16 protein-coding genes and 1 pseudogene are annotated in these 15,364 nt (G+C 70.0%); 13 read left to right on the top strand and 4 right to left on the bottom strand.

Annotated elements, in window-relative coordinates; genetic code table 11:
- Positions 1–163 precede the first annotated feature (163 nt).
- The gene (locus ABZ656_RS32615; protein WP_360272616.1) at positions 164–940 is read left to right on the top strand and encodes a hypothetical protein; all 777 of its coding nucleotides are present in this window, start codon (positions 164–166) and stop codon (positions 938–940) included.
- Here the strand turns inward: ABZ656_RS32615 and ABZ656_RS32610 are convergent.
- Together ABZ656_RS32610 and ABZ656_RS32605 are read right to left on the bottom strand one after the other, a co-directional pair.
- Entirely contained in the window at positions 864–2,183 is a 1,320-nt protein-coding gene (locus ABZ656_RS32610; protein WP_101401159.1) for a D-arabinono-1,4-lactone oxidase, read from the bottom strand. The two genes, ABZ656_RS32615 and ABZ656_RS32610, sit on opposite strands and share 77 nt — an antisense overlap.
- A complete protein-coding gene (locus tag ABZ656_RS32605) occupies positions 2,143–3,381 on the bottom strand; it encodes an MFS transporter (protein ID WP_101401160.1) in 1,239 nt (412 codons plus the stop codon). The genes ABZ656_RS32610 and ABZ656_RS32605 overlap by 41 nt, the downstream gene beginning before the upstream one ends.
- Positions 3,382–3,569: 188 nt before the next feature.
- On the opposite strand from ABZ656_RS32605, the gene ABZ656_RS32600 reads away from it, so the two are divergent.
- Both ABZ656_RS32600 and ABZ656_RS32595 read left to right on the top strand, forming a co-directional pair.
- Positions 3,570–4,697, top strand: a complete 1,128-nt coding sequence (locus ABZ656_RS32600) for a ferrochelatase (protein WP_101401161.1) — start codon at positions 3,570–3,572, stop codon at positions 4,695–4,697.
- 8 nt (positions 4,698–4,705) lie between these two features.
- Positions 4,706–5,521: an inositol monophosphatase family protein gene (locus tag ABZ656_RS32595; RefSeq protein WP_101401162.1), complete on the top strand. Its 816-nt coding sequence runs from the start codon at positions 4,706–4,708 to the stop codon at positions 5,519–5,521.
- A gap of 137 nt (positions 5,522–5,658) precedes the next feature.
- On the opposite strand, the gene ABZ656_RS32590 is transcribed toward ABZ656_RS32595, so the two are convergent.
- Positions 5,659–5,832 (bottom strand): hypothetical protein, encoded by a 174-nt coding sequence (locus ABZ656_RS32590; protein WP_165854003.1) that lies wholly within the window; start codon positions 5,830–5,832, stop codon positions 5,659–5,661.
- A 416-nt stretch (positions 5,833–6,248) separates the two neighbouring features.
- Here ABZ656_RS32590 and ABZ656_RS32585 point away from each other — a divergent pair, with 416 nt between their 5' ends.
- The 4 genes from ABZ656_RS32585 (at position 6,249) to ABZ656_RS32570 (ending at position 9,830) form a co-directional block, all read left to right on the top strand.
- Entirely contained in the window at positions 6,249–6,902 is a 654-nt protein-coding gene (locus tag ABZ656_RS32585) for a response regulator transcription factor (protein WP_010983842.1), read from the top strand.
- A 6-nt stretch (positions 6,903–6,908) separates the two neighbouring features.
- Complete coding sequence (locus ABZ656_RS32580; RefSeq protein ID WP_101401163.1) at positions 6,909–8,156, top strand: HAMP domain-containing sensor histidine kinase; 1,248 nt, start codon at positions 6,909–6,911, stop codon at positions 8,154–8,156.
- A 392-nt stretch (positions 8,157–8,548) separates the two neighbouring features.
- A complete protein-coding gene (locus tag ABZ656_RS32575; protein ID WP_003997302.1) occupies positions 8,549–8,845 on the top strand; it encodes a DUF4193 domain-containing protein in 297 nt (98 codons plus the stop codon).
- 13 nt (positions 8,846–8,858) lie between these two features.
- A complete protein-coding gene (locus ABZ656_RS32570; protein ID WP_180362101.1) occupies positions 8,859–9,830 on the top strand; it encodes a hypothetical protein in 972 nt (323 codons plus the stop codon).
- Positions 9,831–10,112: 282 nt separating this feature from the next.
- Here the strand turns inward: ABZ656_RS32570 and ABZ656_RS32565 are convergent, their stop codons facing one another.
- Positions 10,113–10,574, bottom strand: coding sequence for a DUF3093 domain-containing protein (locus ABZ656_RS32565; protein ID WP_101401165.1), 462 nt, complete (start codon positions 10,572–10,574; stop codon positions 10,113–10,115).
- A 58-nt stretch (positions 10,575–10,632) separates the two neighbouring features.
- Between ABZ656_RS32565 and ABZ656_RS32560 the strand changes: the two genes are divergently transcribed.
- The 6 genes and pseudogenes from ABZ656_RS32560 to ABZ656_RS32535 all read left to right on the top strand — a co-directional run.
- A complete protein-coding gene (locus ABZ656_RS32560) occupies positions 10,633–11,217 on the top strand; it encodes a PaaI family thioesterase (protein ID WP_101401166.1) in 585 nt (194 codons plus the stop codon).
- Complete coding sequence (dut, locus tag ABZ656_RS32555) at positions 11,214–11,738, top strand: dUTP diphosphatase (protein WP_101401167.1); 525 nt, start codon at positions 11,214–11,216, stop codon at positions 11,736–11,738. The genes ABZ656_RS32560 and dut overlap by 4 nt, the downstream gene beginning before the upstream one ends.
- Position 11,739: 1 nt before the next feature.
- Positions 11,740–12,501 (top strand): DUF3710 domain-containing protein, encoded by a 762-nt coding sequence (locus tag ABZ656_RS32550; RefSeq protein WP_101401168.1) that lies wholly within the window; start codon positions 11,740–11,742, stop codon positions 12,499–12,501.
- Between the two features lie 192 nt (positions 12,502–12,693).
- A complete protein-coding gene (locus ABZ656_RS32545) occupies positions 12,694–13,872 on the top strand; it encodes an alginate lyase family protein (RefSeq protein ID WP_212726813.1) in 1,179 nt (392 codons plus the stop codon).
- 86 nt (positions 13,873–13,958) lie between these two features.
- Complete coding sequence (locus tag ABZ656_RS32540; protein ID WP_360272606.1) at positions 13,959–14,657, top strand: ABC transporter ATP-binding protein; 699 nt, start codon at positions 13,959–13,961, stop codon at positions 14,655–14,657.
- Positions 14,658–14,828: 171 nt separating this feature from the next.
- Positions 14,829–15,364 (top strand): annotated as a pseudogene (locus tag ABZ656_RS32535) (histidine kinase); the annotation flags it as partial.

Here is a 15,364-nt window from a genome sequence, read left to right as displayed (position 1 = left end):
TCTAGTGAGGGGTGGTAGTTGGCCGTCCACTGTGCCGTATTCGTGACCTTGAAACGTGTTGTACTTCACGTAATCGCCAGAAACGGAACTAAACGTTTCGCCCGTCCGTCCCTTTCTCGTGCAAGCGGTCGAGAAGTACGGGAAAGGCAGGCAAGGTCCGGGGATGCGCGAGAAGTCGGATGCCGGCGAGGAGCAGAGCGCGAAAGAGGGGGAGCCGAGGCGGAGGCGGGTGGACCTGAGCCTTCCGCAAGTGGCGGGCAGCGCCGTGGCCGCGGTGGTGGCGGCCAAACTCGCCTCCTACTTCGGGGTGTACGGGACGATCCTGGGCGCCGGAGTGGTCAGCGCGATCGCCACCTGTGGAGGCACCGTCTTCCAGCACTTCTTCAAGCGCACCGGCGAACAGCTCCGCGATGTCACGGTCCAGGCGAAGCCGAGGGCCCAGCAGGCTCCGGTACCGGGGGCGTTCACCGAGGGCACCGTCTATCGGGCCCGGGTCAAGAGCTGGAAGCGGCCGGTGGTCGCGGCGGCGCTCGTCTTCGGCGTCACGATGGCGGGGATCACGACGTACGAGCTGGTGTCGGGGCAGAGCTTCAGCGGCGCCGGCACGAGCACCACCGTCGGTGACGCCCTCAAGGGCAGCGGCTCCGGCTCCCGCTCGAAGCCCGGTACGGCGCCTTCGAGTCCTACGAGCGGGTCCTCCTCGAGGGAGCCGTCGGCCACCGACAGCACTCCCGGAACCGAAGGCGGGTTCGGCGGCGACGCCACCCAGGATGACGGGCGTGCCACATCCCCTGCGCCGACGCCGAGTTCCGGTGCCGCTTCGCAGGCGCCGGCCGACACCCCGGCGCCCGCGGACGGTTCGCCTACGAGCCCAGCACCCGGCGCAAGTAGTCGTTCCCAAAGCGCCGATCCGGGTCAAGACGGTCCCTCAGCGCCGTGAACTCGCCGAAGCGCGGATACACCTTCGAGAAGTACTCCGCGTCACGGGTGTGCACCTTGCCCCAGTGCGGGCGGCCCTCGTGCGCCGTGAAGATCCGCTCAGCCGCGGTGAAGTACGCCTGATAGGGCGTACCCCTGAACATGTGTACGGCGATGTAGGCGCTCTCCCGCCCGGACGCCGTGGAGAGCGCGATGTCGTCCGCGGGGGCCGTGCGCACCTCGACGGGGAAGCTGACCCGCAGGGACGAGCGGTCGACCATCGTCCTCAGCTCGCGCAGCGTCTCGACGAGCGCCTCGCGCGGAACGGCGTACTCCATCTCCACGAAGCGCACCCGGCGCGGAGAAGTGAAGACCTTGTAGGGAATGTCGGTGTAGGTCCGCGCGGACAGCGCGCGGCTGGAGATCTTCGCGATCGTGGGGATGGTGGCGGGCGCGGCGCGGCCGACCAGATTGGCCACCTGGAAGACCCCGTTGGAGAGGAACTCGTCCTCGATCCAGCCGCCGATCTGCCCGATCGGCTTCTCGGGGCCGGCGCTGCGGTTGTTGCGCTTGGTGTTGCAGTTGCCGGTGTGCGGGAACCAGTAGAACTCGAAGTGCTCGTTCTCGGTGAAGAGTTCGTCGAAGTCGGCGGTGACCTTGTCGAAGGTCATCGGCTCCTCGCGAGCCGTGAGCAGAAAAATGGGCTCTACGGAGAAGGTGATCGCGGTGACGATCCCCAGGGCGCCGATGCCCACCCGGGCCGCCGCGAAGACATCGGGGTTCTTCTCCTCGGAACAGGTGAGGAGCGAACCGTCCGCGGTGACCAGCTCAAGTCCCTTGATCTGCGCGGCGATCGAGGCAGAGTCACGGCCCGTGCCGTGCGTTCCGGTGCTGGTCGCGCCCGAGACCGTCTGCTCCATGATGTCGCCCATGTTCGTGAGCGACAGCCCCTCGCGCGCGAGAGCCACATTGAGACGCTTGAGCGGGGTGCCCGCCTCGACGGTGACGGTCCCGGCCTCGCGGTCGATGTTGCGGATGCCGGTCAACAGTTGAGGGCGGATCAACACGCCGTCGGTCGCGGCGGCGGCCGTGAAGGAGTGCCCGGTGCCGACGGCCTTGACCCTCAGACCGTCGTCGGCCGCCTTGCGTACGGCCGCGGAGAGCTCCTCGACCGAAGCGGGGGTGACCTCCCGTACGGGACGGGCGGTGACGTTCCCCGCCCAGTTACGCCACGTGCCGCTCTTCCCGCTCAGTGTGGTGCTCATGGGTCCCCTCCCGCTGCGGAACCGGCCTGCTGAGCCGGCGATACCCGAGGAATCCGACCGCGACCGCGACGGCTCCGGACACCGCCGGAACCCCGTACCCGGCCTTCGCACCGGCGGCGTCGATCACCCAGCCGGCCACGGAGGAGCCGAGCGCGACCCCGACCGCGAGTCCGGTGCTCACCCAGGTCATGCCCTCGGTCAGTTTCGCGCGTGGTACGTGCTGTTCGATGAGGGACATCGTCGTGATCATCGTGGGAGCGATGGACAGGCCCGCAACGAACAGCGCCACGGCCAGAAACGGCAAGTTTCCGACCAGTAGCAGGGGGATCATACTCACGGCCATGGCGCATATGCCCAGCAGCCACCGACGTTCGGGCGCCCCCTTGAAGTGCAGCAGTCCGAACACGGCTCCCGCCGCGCAGGAACCCGCCGCATACAGGGCCAGAACCACGCTCGCGGCACCCTTGTGGCCCTGCTCCTCCGCGAAGGCCACCGTGACCACGTCCACGGCCCCGAAGATCGCTCCGGTCGCCACGAACGTGGCCACCAGGACCTGGAGTCCGGCCGCGCGCAGCGCCGAACCGCTGCTGTGGTGCTCACGCGGGTGCGGCACGGGCTCGGTCGCGCGCTGGGAGGTCAGCCAGAAGACGCCCGCCGCCAGGAAGCAGGCGGCGAGCAGGGGGCCGGCCTCCGGGAACCACACCGTGGACAGGCCGATGGAGATGATCGGCCCGAAGATGAAGCAGATCTCGTCCACCACGGACTCGAAGGAGTACGCGGTGTGCAACTGCGGGGTGCCCCCGTAGAGGGCCGCCCAGCGGGACCGGATCATCGCGCCGATGCTCGGGACGCAGCCGATCCCGGCCGCGCAGAGGAACAGCACCCAGTCCGGCCGCTCGAAGTGCGCGGCCAGCAGCAGCGCGGCGGCCGCCGCGAGCGCGAACAGGGTGACGGGGCGCAGCACCCGCCGCTGGCCGTGCCGGTCCACCATCCGGGAGACCTGCGGGCCCATCACCGCGGCCGCGAGCGCCATGGTCGCCGACAGCGCGCCCGCGAGCCCGTACCGCCCGGTGAGCTGGGAGATCATCGTCACCACGCCGATGCCCATCATCGACAGCGGCATCCGGCCGAGGAACCCCGCGGCGGAGAAGCCCTTGGAGCCGGGGGCGGCGAACAGGGCGCGGTACGGGCTGGGCACGAGGGGTCTCCGGTGGGCTCGGCCCGGCCGCACGGTCACCGCGTGCGGTCGGACTCCGGTAAGGCGTGTAGATGGCCGATACAGCTTACGGGTTAGGGGACCCTAACGCACTCCCTCGGGCACTCCCCGATTCCGCTTGTCTTGTGCCTGTTGTCCGGCTGTCAGCGACGGATGGCAGGATCGGACGCATGCCAGATGTGCTCGATGCCACCCCCTACGACGCCCTGCTCCTGCTCTCGTTCGGCGGCCCCGAAGGCCCGGACGACGTGGTTCCGTTCCTGGAGAACGTGACGCGGGGGAGAGGCATCCCCAAGGAACGGCTGAAGGAAGTGGGTCAGCACTACTTCCTGTTCGGCGGGGTCAGCCCGATCAACGGCCAGAACCGTGCCCTGCTCGACGCGCTCCGCGAGGACTTCGCGGACCACGGCCTGGACCTGCCGGTCTACTGGGGCAACCGCAACTGGGCGCCGTACCTCACCGACACGCTGCGCGAGATGATCGCCGACGGCCGCCGCCGTGTCCTCGTCCTCGCCACCAGCGCGTACGCCTCGTACTCGGGCTGCCGGCAGTACCGCGAGGACCTCGCCGGCGCCCTGGCGACCCTGGAGGCCGAGGGCCTGGAGCTGCCGAAGATCGACAAGCTGCGGCACTACTTCAATCACCCCGGCTTCGTGGAGCCCATGATCGAGGGAGTCCTGAAGTCCCTCGCCGAGCTCCCCGAGGACGTACGGGCGGGCGCGCACCTCGCCTTCACCACGCACTCCATCCCCACCGCGGCCGCCGACACCTCCGGCCCGGCCGAGGGCCACGGCGACGGCGGCGCCTACGTCAGGCAGCACCTGGACGTGGCGAAGCTGATCGCGGACGCCGTGCGCGAGGAGACCGGGATCGAGCACCCCTGGCAGCTCGTGTACCAGTCACGCTCCGGAGCCCCGCACATCCCGTGGCTCGAGCCCGACATCTGCGACCACCTGGAGGAGCTCCACGGGGCCGGGGTTCCGGCCGTCGTGATGGCCCCCATCGGGTTCGTCTCGGACCACATGGAGGTGCTGTACGACCTCGACACGGAGGCGACGGCCAAGGCGGGGGAGCTGGGGCTGCCCGTGCGCCGCTCGGCCACCGTGGGCGCCGACCCCCGCTTCGCCGCGGCGATCCGCGACCTCGTCCTGGAGCGCGCCGCGACGGAGAACGGGTCGCAGGTGACACCCTGCGCCCTGGGCGCGCTCGGCGCGAGCCACGGCCTGTGCCCTGTGGGCTGCTGCCCGGCCCGCGCCCCCAAGCCCGCCGCCGCGGGCGCCGACAGCCCGTACGCCTGAGGAGCCCCTTGATCGAGCCCCTGCACACCGAACTGCTCCAGCTCGCCCACGACGCCGCCCGCCGCGCCGGTGAGCTGCTGCGGGACGGCCGCCCGGCGGACCTCACGGTCGCCGCCACCAAGTCCAGCCCGATCGACGTCGTCACCGAGATGGACATCGCCGCCGAGAAGCTGATCACCGACCTGATCTCCCAGCACCGCCCCCACGACGGCTTCCTCGGCGAGGAGGGCGCCTCCAGCGAGGGCACCAGCGGCATCCGCTGGGTCGTCGACCCGCTCGACGGCACGGTGAACTACCTCTACGGACTGCCGACCTGGGCGGTGTCCATCGCGGCCGAACAGAACGGCGAGACCGTCGTCGGGGTCGTCGCGGCACCGATGCGAGGCGAGACCTACAGCGCCGTGCGCGGCCGGGGCGCCCGGGCCACCGGGGCCTGGGTCGGCGAGCGCCGGCTGGCCTGCCGCCCGTCGCCGCCCCTGGACCAGGCCCTGGTCTCGACCGGCTTCAACTACGTGACCGAGGTCAAGGTCCACCAGGCCGAGGTCGCCCACCGGCTGATCCCCCTGCTGCGCGACATCCGGCGCAGCGGTTCGGCGGCTGTCGACCTGTGCGACGTCGCCGCGGGCCGCCTCGACGGCTACTACGAGCGCGGTCTGCACCCCTGGGACCTCGCGGCGGGCGACCTGATCGCCCGTGAGGCGGGCGCCCTGACCGGTGGACGCCCCGGAGAGCGCCCGGCGGGCAATCTGGCGGTCGCGGCCTCCCCGGGCGTCTTCGAGCCCCTCCAGCGGCTTCTGGAGGAGTTCGGCGCCTGGCACGACTGAGGACACCCGCCGTTCCCGGTACGTACAGCACCCGCTGTTCCTGGTGCGTACAGCGGCTACGGAATTCGGTACGCACAACAACGGAGCGGGGCCCCGGCACTGGATCGATGCCGGGGCCCCGCCCTCGTACGAACTGCTCAGACGCGCGACGCGCCGACCTCCACACCGTGCTCGGCGGCAAGGCGGCGCAGGTCCTCGAGCTCGGCCTGCTCGACCTCCGCGAGGAAGTCGTCGCCTGTTTCGCGAGCCCGCGTCAGGTCGGACTCGGTCGCCCTTATGCGCTGCAGAAGTCCTGCGGTGAATGCGTCCATGCTGCGCCCCCTCGTCCTGGGTCGTGGGTCGGTGGCACGGGGGTGTGCCGTTGGGAAGGGGCGATCACGTCTCCAGAGGGTGCCCAGCGCTGCCCGGGCTGGGCGGCGACGGTGCCGGACACCCACGCCCGCTCTGCGGAAGCGGTTGGACGTACCACAAGGTGGCTTGCCACATGCAGAGCGTGATCGCGGGGTGTAAAGCCGTCCTCCCCCCGCTCCCTTCCGTGGAAACCTCAACCCGACGAGAAAATCTCGCATTCCCGGGGCCCGAGACCGTCGTACCGGGCGCCTCTCACCCGTCTTACAGCCGGTTTATGGCCGAAAAGGGCAGGATGGAGGCCTTACCCGTGACAGACCCCCCTGCCCGCGTGTGCCGAAGAGGCGCTACGCGGGTGGACAGAGGAAGGACAAGCGACGTGCGCGTACTCGTCGTCGAGGACGAGCAGCTGCTCGCCGATGCGGTGGCCACCGGACTGCGCCGGGAGGCCATGGCCGTCGACGTCGTGTACGACGGTGCGGCCGCTCTGGAGCGCATCGGCGTCAACGACTACGACGTGGTCGTCCTCGACCGCGACCTCCCGCTCGTGCACGGCGACGACGTCTGCCGCAAGATCGTCGAGCTCGGCATGCCCACGCGCGTGCTGATGCTGACCGCGTCCGGCGACGTCAGTGACCGTGTGGAGGGCCTCGAGATCGGCGCCGACGACTACCTCCCCAAGCCGTTCGCGTTCAGCGAGCTGACGGCACGCGTGCGTGCTCTCGGGCGTCGTACGAGCGTGCCGCTGCCGCCCGTCCTGGAGCGCGCGGGGATCAAGCTCGACCCCAACCGGCGCGAGGTCTTCCGCGACGGCAAGGAGGTCCAGCTCGCGCCCAAGGAGTTCGCCGTCCTTGAGGTGCTGCTGCGCAGCGAGGGCGCCGTCGTCTCCGCCGAGCAGCTCCTGGAGAAGGCCTGGGACGAGAACACGGACCCCTTCACCAACGTCGTCCGCGTCACCGTCATGACCTTGCGCCGCAAGCTCGGGGAGCCTCCGGTCATCGTCACCGTGCCCGGCTCCGGCTACCGGATCTGATCCGCGGTGGCCACGACTCCCGCGCCCCCCACGGCGCCTCCGAAGCCCACGTGGGACCCCAGGAGGGCGGAGCCCCCGTTCCCCTGGCTGCGCCCGACGATCCGCATACGGCTCACGCTCCTGTACGGCGGCATGTTCCTGATCGCCGGCATCATGCTGCTGTCGATCATCTATTTGCTCGCGGCGCAGGCTCTGAACACGGGTGCCGAGCCGCTTTTCAAGATCGTCAGTGGTACGGCGATCAAGGTGAGCAGCGACAACTGCCCCGCCGTCCAGGCGGGCAACCTGTCACTCGACGAGTTCAACGTCGCGATCAGCAACTGCATCGACCACCAGCGTCAGACGGCCCTGGACGACCTGCTCAGCCGCTCCCTGCTCGCCCTGCTCGGCCTCGCGATCATCGCCTTCGCCTTCGGCTACGCGATGGCGGGCCGCGTCCTGTCACCGCTCGGCCGGATCACCCGCACCGCGCGCGCGGTGGCGGGCTCGGACCTGTCCCGGCGGATCGAGCTGGACGGCCCTGACGACGAGCTGAAGGAGCTGGCGGACACCTTCGACGACATGCTGGAGCGGCTGCAGCGGGCCTTCACCGCCCAGCAGCGGTTCGTCGGCAACGCCTCGCACGAACTGCGCACCCCGCTCGCGATCAACCGCACGCTCCTCGAAGTGCACCTGTCCGACCCTGGAGCCCCGGTGGAGCTCCAGCAGCTGGGCAAGACACTGCTCGCCACCAACGAGCGCAGCGAGCAGCTCGTCGAGGGCCTGCTGCTGCTCGCCCGCAGCGACAACCAGATCGTCGAGCGCAAGCCCGTGGACCTCGCCGAGGTCGCCACACAGGCCGTCGACCAGGTGCACGCCGAGGCCGCGGCCAAGGGGGTGGCGATCCGAGGGGAGCGCGCCGCGGCGGTCGTCCAGGGCAACGGCGTCCTGCTGGAGCGGATCGCCCTGAACCTCGTCCAGAACGCGGTGCGGTACAACGTGCCGGAGGACGGCTGGGTCGAGGTCACGACGCAGGTCCAGCACGGGCAGGCGGTACTGGTGGTCACGAACACGGGTCCGGTGGTTCCCGCGTACGAGATCGACAATCTTTTTGAGCCTTTCCGGCGGCTGCGCACGGAGCGCACGGGCAGCGACAAGGGCGTGGGTCTGGGCCTTTCCATCGCCCGGTCGGTGGCCCGCGCACACGGAGGCCATATCGCGGCAGAGCCGCGCGAGGGGGGTGGGCTCGTGATGCGCGTCACCCTGCCTATCTGAGAACATGTCCCGGACACGCGACGATGTTCGCTTTGCGCGGAATCTTCTGGTCGCCCATCTGGGAGGCTCGTGTGTGATCGATCACAAGGGCGAATATCCGGCCATCTACTCTCCGTGGTCACGCAGCCTGCCGTAAAGCCGGGAAAATCCGGGTTTTCGGGGGTCTAGATCACGGGAAGTACACGGTGGGACGCCTTTGAAGTGGGCCCTTCGGACCGTGTACGGTCCGCATCGCCATCCAAGCCGATCACTCATGAGGAGTCCGGTTGGGTGTCGATTGAGTAACAGACCTTGATGTGAGGCAAAATCTCCGCCTCAGGTCGGGCACAAGTCCGGCCTCTCACGCGTTACGTGCGCTGAGACACCGCAGACACCCAGAGGGGGAGAGCGACATGGCAACGGATTACGACACCCCACGCAAGACCGACGACGACGTCGACTCGGACAGCCTTGAAGAACTGAAGGCTCGCCGGAACGACAAGTCGACGTCGTCGGTCGACGTAGACGAGTTCGAGGCCGCAGAAGGCCTGGAGCTGCCCGGGGCCGACCTCTCGAACGAGGAGCTGGCCGTCCGGGTGCTGCCCAAGCAGCAGGACGAGTTCACCTGCATGAGCTGCTTCCTGGTGCACCACCGCAGCCAGCTGGCCCGCGAGAAGAACGGTCAGCCGATCTGCCGCGACTGCGACTGAGGCAGGGTCGGCCGTGACTGGCTCGACCCCACCTTGGAAGCGCCGCTTCCCTTCACGGGCGGCGGACGAAGGGCCCTCAGACGGCCCTGAAGGCGTGCGTGACGACGAGCGGGGCTTTTCCCGACCAGGATCAGCCTCGCTCGAGCGGGCGCCCGCCACAGCGCCTACAGGCGCCTTCGCGCGGGCCGGCGAGGTGATGCCGGCCGACGATCCGGAACCGTCCGACGATTCGGTTCCGGCGGACGTCGCCGTCCCCGCCACCGGCCGCCGTGCGGCCGGCATTCGGGACGGGGTGAGAAAGGGCGTCCAGAAAGGCGGCAGCAGGGCCAAGGCGGGCCTGTCCCACCTCGCCGACCGGATCATCGAGATCGCGCCGCGCGTTCCCGTACGGGACCTCGCGACCCTCCGCAGGCAGTTCCCGGGACTCACCCCCGAACAGCTCGCGGACAAGCTCGTCGCGGGTGCGGCCAACGCGACGTCCACGGTGGGCGCCGGGATCGGTGCTGCCGCCATGCTGCCGGTGCCGCCCGCGATGCCGACCGAGCTCGCCGCCGAGATCACCGGCGTCGCCGCGATCGAGCTGAAGCTGATCGCCGAGCTCCATGAGGTCTACGGCCTGCGGCCGCCGGGCAATCTCAAACAGCGCAGTACCGGGTATCTGAACTCCTGGTCCTCCGAGCGCGGGATCGACGTGACCAAACCGTCGACGATCAACGCCGCGTTGGGCGGCCAGATGAAGCGTGAGCTGCGCCAGCAGATCATGAAACGCATGGTCCGGGATCTGCCGAACCTGATGCCGTTCATGGTGGGCGCTGCGGTGGGGGCGGTCATGAACCGCCGGGACACCAAGCGCCTGGCGGCACGTATCCGCAAGGACCTGCGCAAGTCCCAGGTGCCGTGGGACGCGCTCGCGGAGCTGCCGCCCCTGGAGAAGCCGGCGGATCCCCTGCGGATGGGGGAGATCCCCAAGGAACTGGGGCACTGAGCCCCGCCTGACACCGGCCGCCCGCCGAGTTGAGATGAGCGGTCGGGCGGGGACACCGGCTCGTGGTGGGCCGGGAGCACTGGGTGCGAAGGCGCACTGTCCGTGGAGCGGTGTGCGCCGGTAGATAACCGCTACGCGAAGGCGCACCGTCGCGCGCCGTGGTGGTTCGGGGCGCGACTTCGTCGCAGGTGGCACTTTCGCAGCGGGACCGTTCCCCGGGCCGCGCTCCGGTGCCGCGCCCCGAGGCTGTCCCCCGAAGCCGCGCCCCTGATTCCGGAGGCCCTACGCCGCGGCCCGAGCCGCCTCGAGCGCCGCGATCAGGCGCTCCGGCTCCCTCGTCGACAGGTACAGGTACGGCGTGGGGTCGGCCGGGTCGGTGACCTGGACGCGGAGGGCCGTGGGGATGTACGCCCGCAGGAGCATGAAGGCGCGCGGGTCCGCCTTGTACGTGCGCCAGGCGCGCGCCTCCTCCTGGTCCATGATCTCCGCGTCGCCCAGGGCCGCGACCGGGATCTTCGCCTCGCCCGCGATCAGGGAGTCACCGACGACCCGGATGCGGATCGACCCGTACGCGCTCGCCACGACAGCCGAGACCGCGGTGCCGCCGACCAGCGCGCCCAGCAGCGGCAGCGTGCCGAAGGGGAGGAAGACCAGGGCCATCGCTATCCCGATAAGGAAGCAGATCGCCCACCAGCTGCGGGGGGCGGTGAGGCGTTCTTCGTACGGGGAGGCGGAGAGCTGCATGAAGCCAAGCTTGGCACGGTGCGAAGACTTGGTGGACGCGCGGGTAAGGTCTGCGGCTGTGAGTCGTACTTCCGCAGCTCTGAAGCCTCCCGCCGATGCCGTCGCGCCGGTGCGGCACCCCGACGCGCCCGCCCCCGGCGAGCTCCTCGGCGCCCACTACGAACAGTGTTTCGGGTGTGGCGGGGACCAGTCGCACGGACTGCACCTGGAGGCCCGCGCGGGAGAGGGCGTCACCATCACGGCGGAGTTCACGGTACGGCCGGCCCACCAGGGCGCCCCGGGACTCGCCCATGGCGGAGTGCTCGCCACCGCTCTCGACGAGACGCTCGGCTCGCTGAACTGGCTGCTGCGCACCATCGCGGTCACCGGCCGACTGGAGACCGACTTCGTGCTGCCCGTCCCCGTGGACACGGTGCTGTACCTGGAGGCCGAGGTCACGGCGGTGGCCGGCCGCAAGATCTACTCGACCGCCACCGGGCGGATCGGTGGCCCCGACGGGCCCGTCGCCGTTCGCGCGGACGCCCTCTTCGTCGAGGTCAAGGTCGACCACTTCATCGACAACGGCCGCCCGGAGGAGATCCGCGCCGCCATGAACGAACCGGACCAGATCCGCCGTGTCCGTGCCTTCGAGGTGAACCCGTGACCCGCGAGCCCCGTCAAGAACTCGCCGTGCTGATCCGCCGCGTCGACCCGGACGTACCGCTTCCCGAGTACGCCCAGCCCGGTGACGCGGGAGCCGATCTGCGCACCACCGAGAGCCGTGAACTGAAGCCGGGCGAGCGCGCCGTACTGCCCACAGGTGTGTCCATCGCGCTGCCCGAGGGGTACGCGGCCTTCGTGCACCCGCGTTCCGGGCTCGCAGCCCGCTGCGGTGTCGCCCTGGTGAATGCCCCGGGGACGGTTGATGCCGGGTACCGTGGGGAGATCAAGGTGATCGTGGTGAATCTCGACCCGCACGAGTCGGTGCGGTTCGAGCGCTTCGACCGGATTGCTCAACTGGTCGTCCAGCAGGTCGAGAAGGTCCGCTTCCAGGAGGTCGCGGAACTTCCCGGCTCGGCGCGGGCCGCAGGGGGCTTCGGGTCCACTGGCGGTCATGCCGCCGTGGGCGGCACAACGGGTGGGAATCGATACGCTTCGGTCGTATCCGACCGGGAAGGACAGTGACGTGTTCGGACGTCGCAAGAAGGGCAGTGCCGCCGAGGACGCGGCGGGCGAGGCCGAGCAGGTCGTCGACAGTGTCGACACTGAGGCGGACGAGGCGGACCGGGAGCGCGTGAGGCTCGAGCCGGAGCCGCGGCCCGACGGACCCTGGGACGACTCGGAGGTGCGGGACCCCGCCGAGGGCCGCGTGGACCTGGGTGGTCTGTTCGTGCCCGGAGTCGACGGCATGGAGCTGCGGGTCGAGGTCGCGGGCGACGCGATCGTCGCGGCCACGGTCGTCCTCAAGGACAGCGCCATCCAGCTGCAGGCCTTCGCCGCTCCCAAGCGTGAGGGCATCTGGGGCGAGGTGCGCGAGGAGATCGCCTCCGGCATCACCCAGCAGGGCGGTGTCATCGACGAGGTCGAGGGCCCCCTGGGCTGGGAGCTGCGGGCGCAGGTGCCGGTGCAGCTGCCGGACGGCACGGGTGGTTTCCAGGTCGTGCGGTTCGTCGGCGTGGACGGCCCCCGCTGGTTCCTGCGCGGAGTGATCTCCGGGCAGGGCGCCGTGCAGCCGCAGGCCGCGGGCCTGCTGGAGCAGATCTTCCGGGACACGGTCGTCGTACGCGGTGAGGGTCCGATGGCCCCGCGCGACCCGATCGTCCTCAAGCTGCCGAACGACGCGCAGATGGTGCCCGAGGGTGTCCAACAGGAGGAGCAGAGCGGTTCCCGCTTCTCCGGAGGCATGGGACAGCTGCAGCGCGGACCGGAGATCACCGAGGTCCGCTAGGGCCTGGCCGGCGGACGCTCCGCGGGCAGAACAGTCATACGGCTTCAAAGGGCCGCACCCCTCGACGGGGTGCGGCCCTTTCTCGTGTGCGATCCCTTGACGGACAGTTGGTCTGTACCTATGGTCTCGGCCCAACGCCTATGTTCATACAGGCGTTCATCGTTCACATACGAGAACGGATGGCCCCTCACCATGCGCCGTACCGCACTCCTCGCCACCGTCACCGCCCTCGTCGCGGGCGCCCTCGCCTGGCCCGCCGCCCGACAGGCCGACGCCGCCCCCGTCACCTTCGCGCACCCCGGAGTCACGGTCTCCAGGAGCCAGCTGGACTTCGCCCGCACCAAGGTCAACGCCGGGGCCCAGCCCTGGAAGGCCGCGTACGACCAGATGATGGCGAGCAAGTACGCCGACCTGAACCGCGTCCCGAAGCCCCGCGCGACCGTGGAGTGCGGCTCCTACTCCAACCCCAATAACGGCTGCACGGACGAGCGCGAGGACGCGATAGCCGCGTACACCGACGCCCTCGCCTGGTACATCACCCGCGACGACCGGTACGCGCAGAAGTCCATCGCCCTGATGGACGCCTGGTCGGCCGTGATCAAGGAGCACACCAACAGCAACGCGCCCCTGCAGACCGGCTGGGCCGGCTCCTCCTGGCCCAAGGCCGCCGAGCTCATCAAGTACACCTACACCGGCACCTGGGCCAACTCCGGCCGCTTCGCGACCATGCTGCGCACCGTCTACCTCCCCGAGGTCATCAACGGCTCGAACTCCAACGGGAACTGGGAACTGTCGATGATGGAGGCCGCCGTCGGCATCTCCGTCTTCCTCGAGGACCGGACGTCGTACGACAAGGCCATGGCGAAGTTCCGGACCCGTACGGCCGCGTACGTCTATCTCTCCTCCGACGGCGCACTGCCCAAGACCGTGCCGAGCCAGAACCTCGACACCACCGCGAAGATCGTCAACTACTGGCAGGGGCAGTCCACCTTCGTCACCGGGCTCACTCAGGAGACCTGCCGCGACTTCACGCACACCGGGTACGGCATCTCGGCCATCTCGCACATCGCCGAGACCAGCCGGATCCAGGGCGAGGACCTGTACGGCACCGACGTCGGCGAGCGGCTGCGGCAGGCGCTCGGATTCCAGGCGAAGTACCAGCTGGGCGAGGCGGTGCCGAGCTGGCTGTGCGGCGGTTCCCTCACCCTCGGGCTGGGTCCCGTGACCGAGACCGGCTACAACGCCCTGCACAACCGCCTGGGCATCGCCATGACCAACACCCAGAAGCTGACCGAGCAGAACCGGCCGTCCGGCAGTAACAACCTCTTCGTCGCCTGGGAGACTCTCACCGACGGGGACAACCCCAACTGACGCCCTCTTTGGCCGGGCGCCCCGGTGTCGCCACCGGGGCGCCCGAACGGCGGGGGAGTGAATCGCCGGGCTGACCGGGGAGGGACATGAGCCAGGTCGAGGTCGCCACGAAGACCATGGTGCGCGTCGAGAACGTGCATCGCTGGTACGGCGGTGGAGCCGCCGTCGTACCCGCCCTGCGCGGCGTCTCCTTCGACGTGCCACGCGGCGAACTCGTCGCCCTCACCGGCTGCCCCGGGTCCGGCAGGACCACGCTTCTCAACCTGGTCGGCGGGCTCGACGAACCGGACGCGGGGCGGATCACCGTCGACGGGCTCGCACTGGACAGGCTCGGCGAGGACGGCCTGCTGGAACTGCGCCGGGACCGGATCGGCTTCGTCTTCCAGCCCCTCGGGCTCATCCCGCTGCTCACGGTCGCCGAGAACGTCGCTGTGCCGCTGCGGCTGCGCGGGGTCGCGCAGCACGCGCGCGAGGAGCGGATCGCGCGGCTGCTCTCCCTCGTCGGGCTCACCGACCACGCGGCGCAGCGGCCCGGGGAGCTCACCGGCGGGCAGCAACAGCGCGTGGCGATCGCGCGCGCCCTCGCGGGCGAACCCGCGCTCCTCGTCGCCGACGAGTTCGCGGCCGGGCTCGACGCCGGGGCCGGCCGTGCCCTGATGGAGCTGCTGCACGTGATCGTCCGCGGCGAACAGGTGACGGCCCTGGTCGCCCCCTCCAGGGCGACCCCGCTCGACCCGGCCGACCGGATCCTGGAGCTGCGCGACGGAGGAATCGTCGAGCACTGAGCCGACCGCCGGGCCCGGCAGGGCCCGGACCAGCGCATCAGGGTAGTGCCGACCGGCGCATCAGGGTTGCGTCAAAGACGGCCGTCGGCCGACTCCCCACCCCATTTGTCGAGATTGTTGGCCGTAAGGTCGACGCTGCGTGTACAGCGGTGACAGGAAGACAATGAGGCCATGGGACGCGGCAAGCTTCGGATCTACCTCGGCGCGGCACCGGGCGTCGGCAAGACGTACGCGATGCTCTCCGAGGCGCACCGCCGCGTGGAGCGGGGCACCGACTGTGTGGTCGCCTTCGTGGAGCACCACAACCGGCCGCGCACCGAGGTGATGCTGCACGGCCTGGAGCAGGTCCCGCGCCGACAGCTCGACTACCGGGGCTCCGTCTTCACCGAGATGGACGTGGACGCCGTACTGCTGCGCGCCCCGGCCGTCGCCCTGGTGGACGAACTCGCGCACACCAATGTCCCCGGCTCCCGCAACGCCAAGCGCTGGCAGGACGTCGAGGAACTCCTCGCCGCCGGGATCGATGTCGTCTCGACCGTCAACATCCAGCACCTGGAGTCGCTGGGCGACGTCGTCGAGTCCATCACGGGTGTGCGGCAACGCGAGACCGTCCCGGACGAGGTCGTACGGCGGGCCGACCAGATCGAACTGGTCGACATGTCGCCCCAGGCGCTGCGCCGCCGTATGGCGCACGGCAACATCTACAA

Origin of the sequence: Streptomyces sp. NPDC007095, from assembly GCF_040634475.1 — a bacterium.
GTDB lineage: Bacteria > Actinomycetota > Actinomycetes > Streptomycetales > Streptomycetaceae > Streptomyces.
Note: the sequence above shows the minus strand (reverse complement) of the source record. Positions and strands in the feature narration are given on the sequence as shown.

Bases quoted from the DNA above. Each gene is read 5' to 3' on its own strand.
- ABZ656_RS32565 (WP_101401165.1), bottom strand. From the start codon at position 10,574: ATGCAGCTCTCCGCCTCCCCGTACGAAGAACGCCTCACCGCCCCCCGC.
- ABZ656_RS32545 (WP_212726813.1), top strand. From the start codon at position 12,694: ATGCGCCGTACCGCACTCCTCGCCACCGTCACCGCCCTCGTCGCGGGC.
- ABZ656_RS32590 (WP_165854003.1), bottom strand. From the start codon at position 5,832: ATGGACGCATTCACCGCAGGACTTCTGCAGCGCATAAGGGCGACCGAG.
- ABZ656_RS32615 (WP_360272616.1), top strand. From the start codon at position 164: ATGCGCGAGAAGTCGGATGCCGGCGAGGAGCAGAGCGCGAAAGAGGGG.
- ABZ656_RS32540 (WP_360272606.1), top strand. From the start codon at position 13,959: ATGAGCCAGGTCGAGGTCGCCACGAAGACCATGGTGCGCGTCGAGAAC.
- ABZ656_RS32610 (WP_101401159.1), bottom strand. From the start codon at position 2,183: ATGAGCACCACACTGAGCGGGAAGAGCGGCACGTGGCGTAACTGGGCG.
- ABZ656_RS32600 (WP_101401161.1), top strand. From the start codon at position 3,570: ATGCCAGATGTGCTCGATGCCACCCCCTACGACGCCCTGCTCCTGCTC.
- ABZ656_RS32575 (WP_003997302.1), top strand. From the start codon at position 8,549: ATGGCAACGGATTACGACACCCCACGCAAGACCGACGACGACGTCGAC.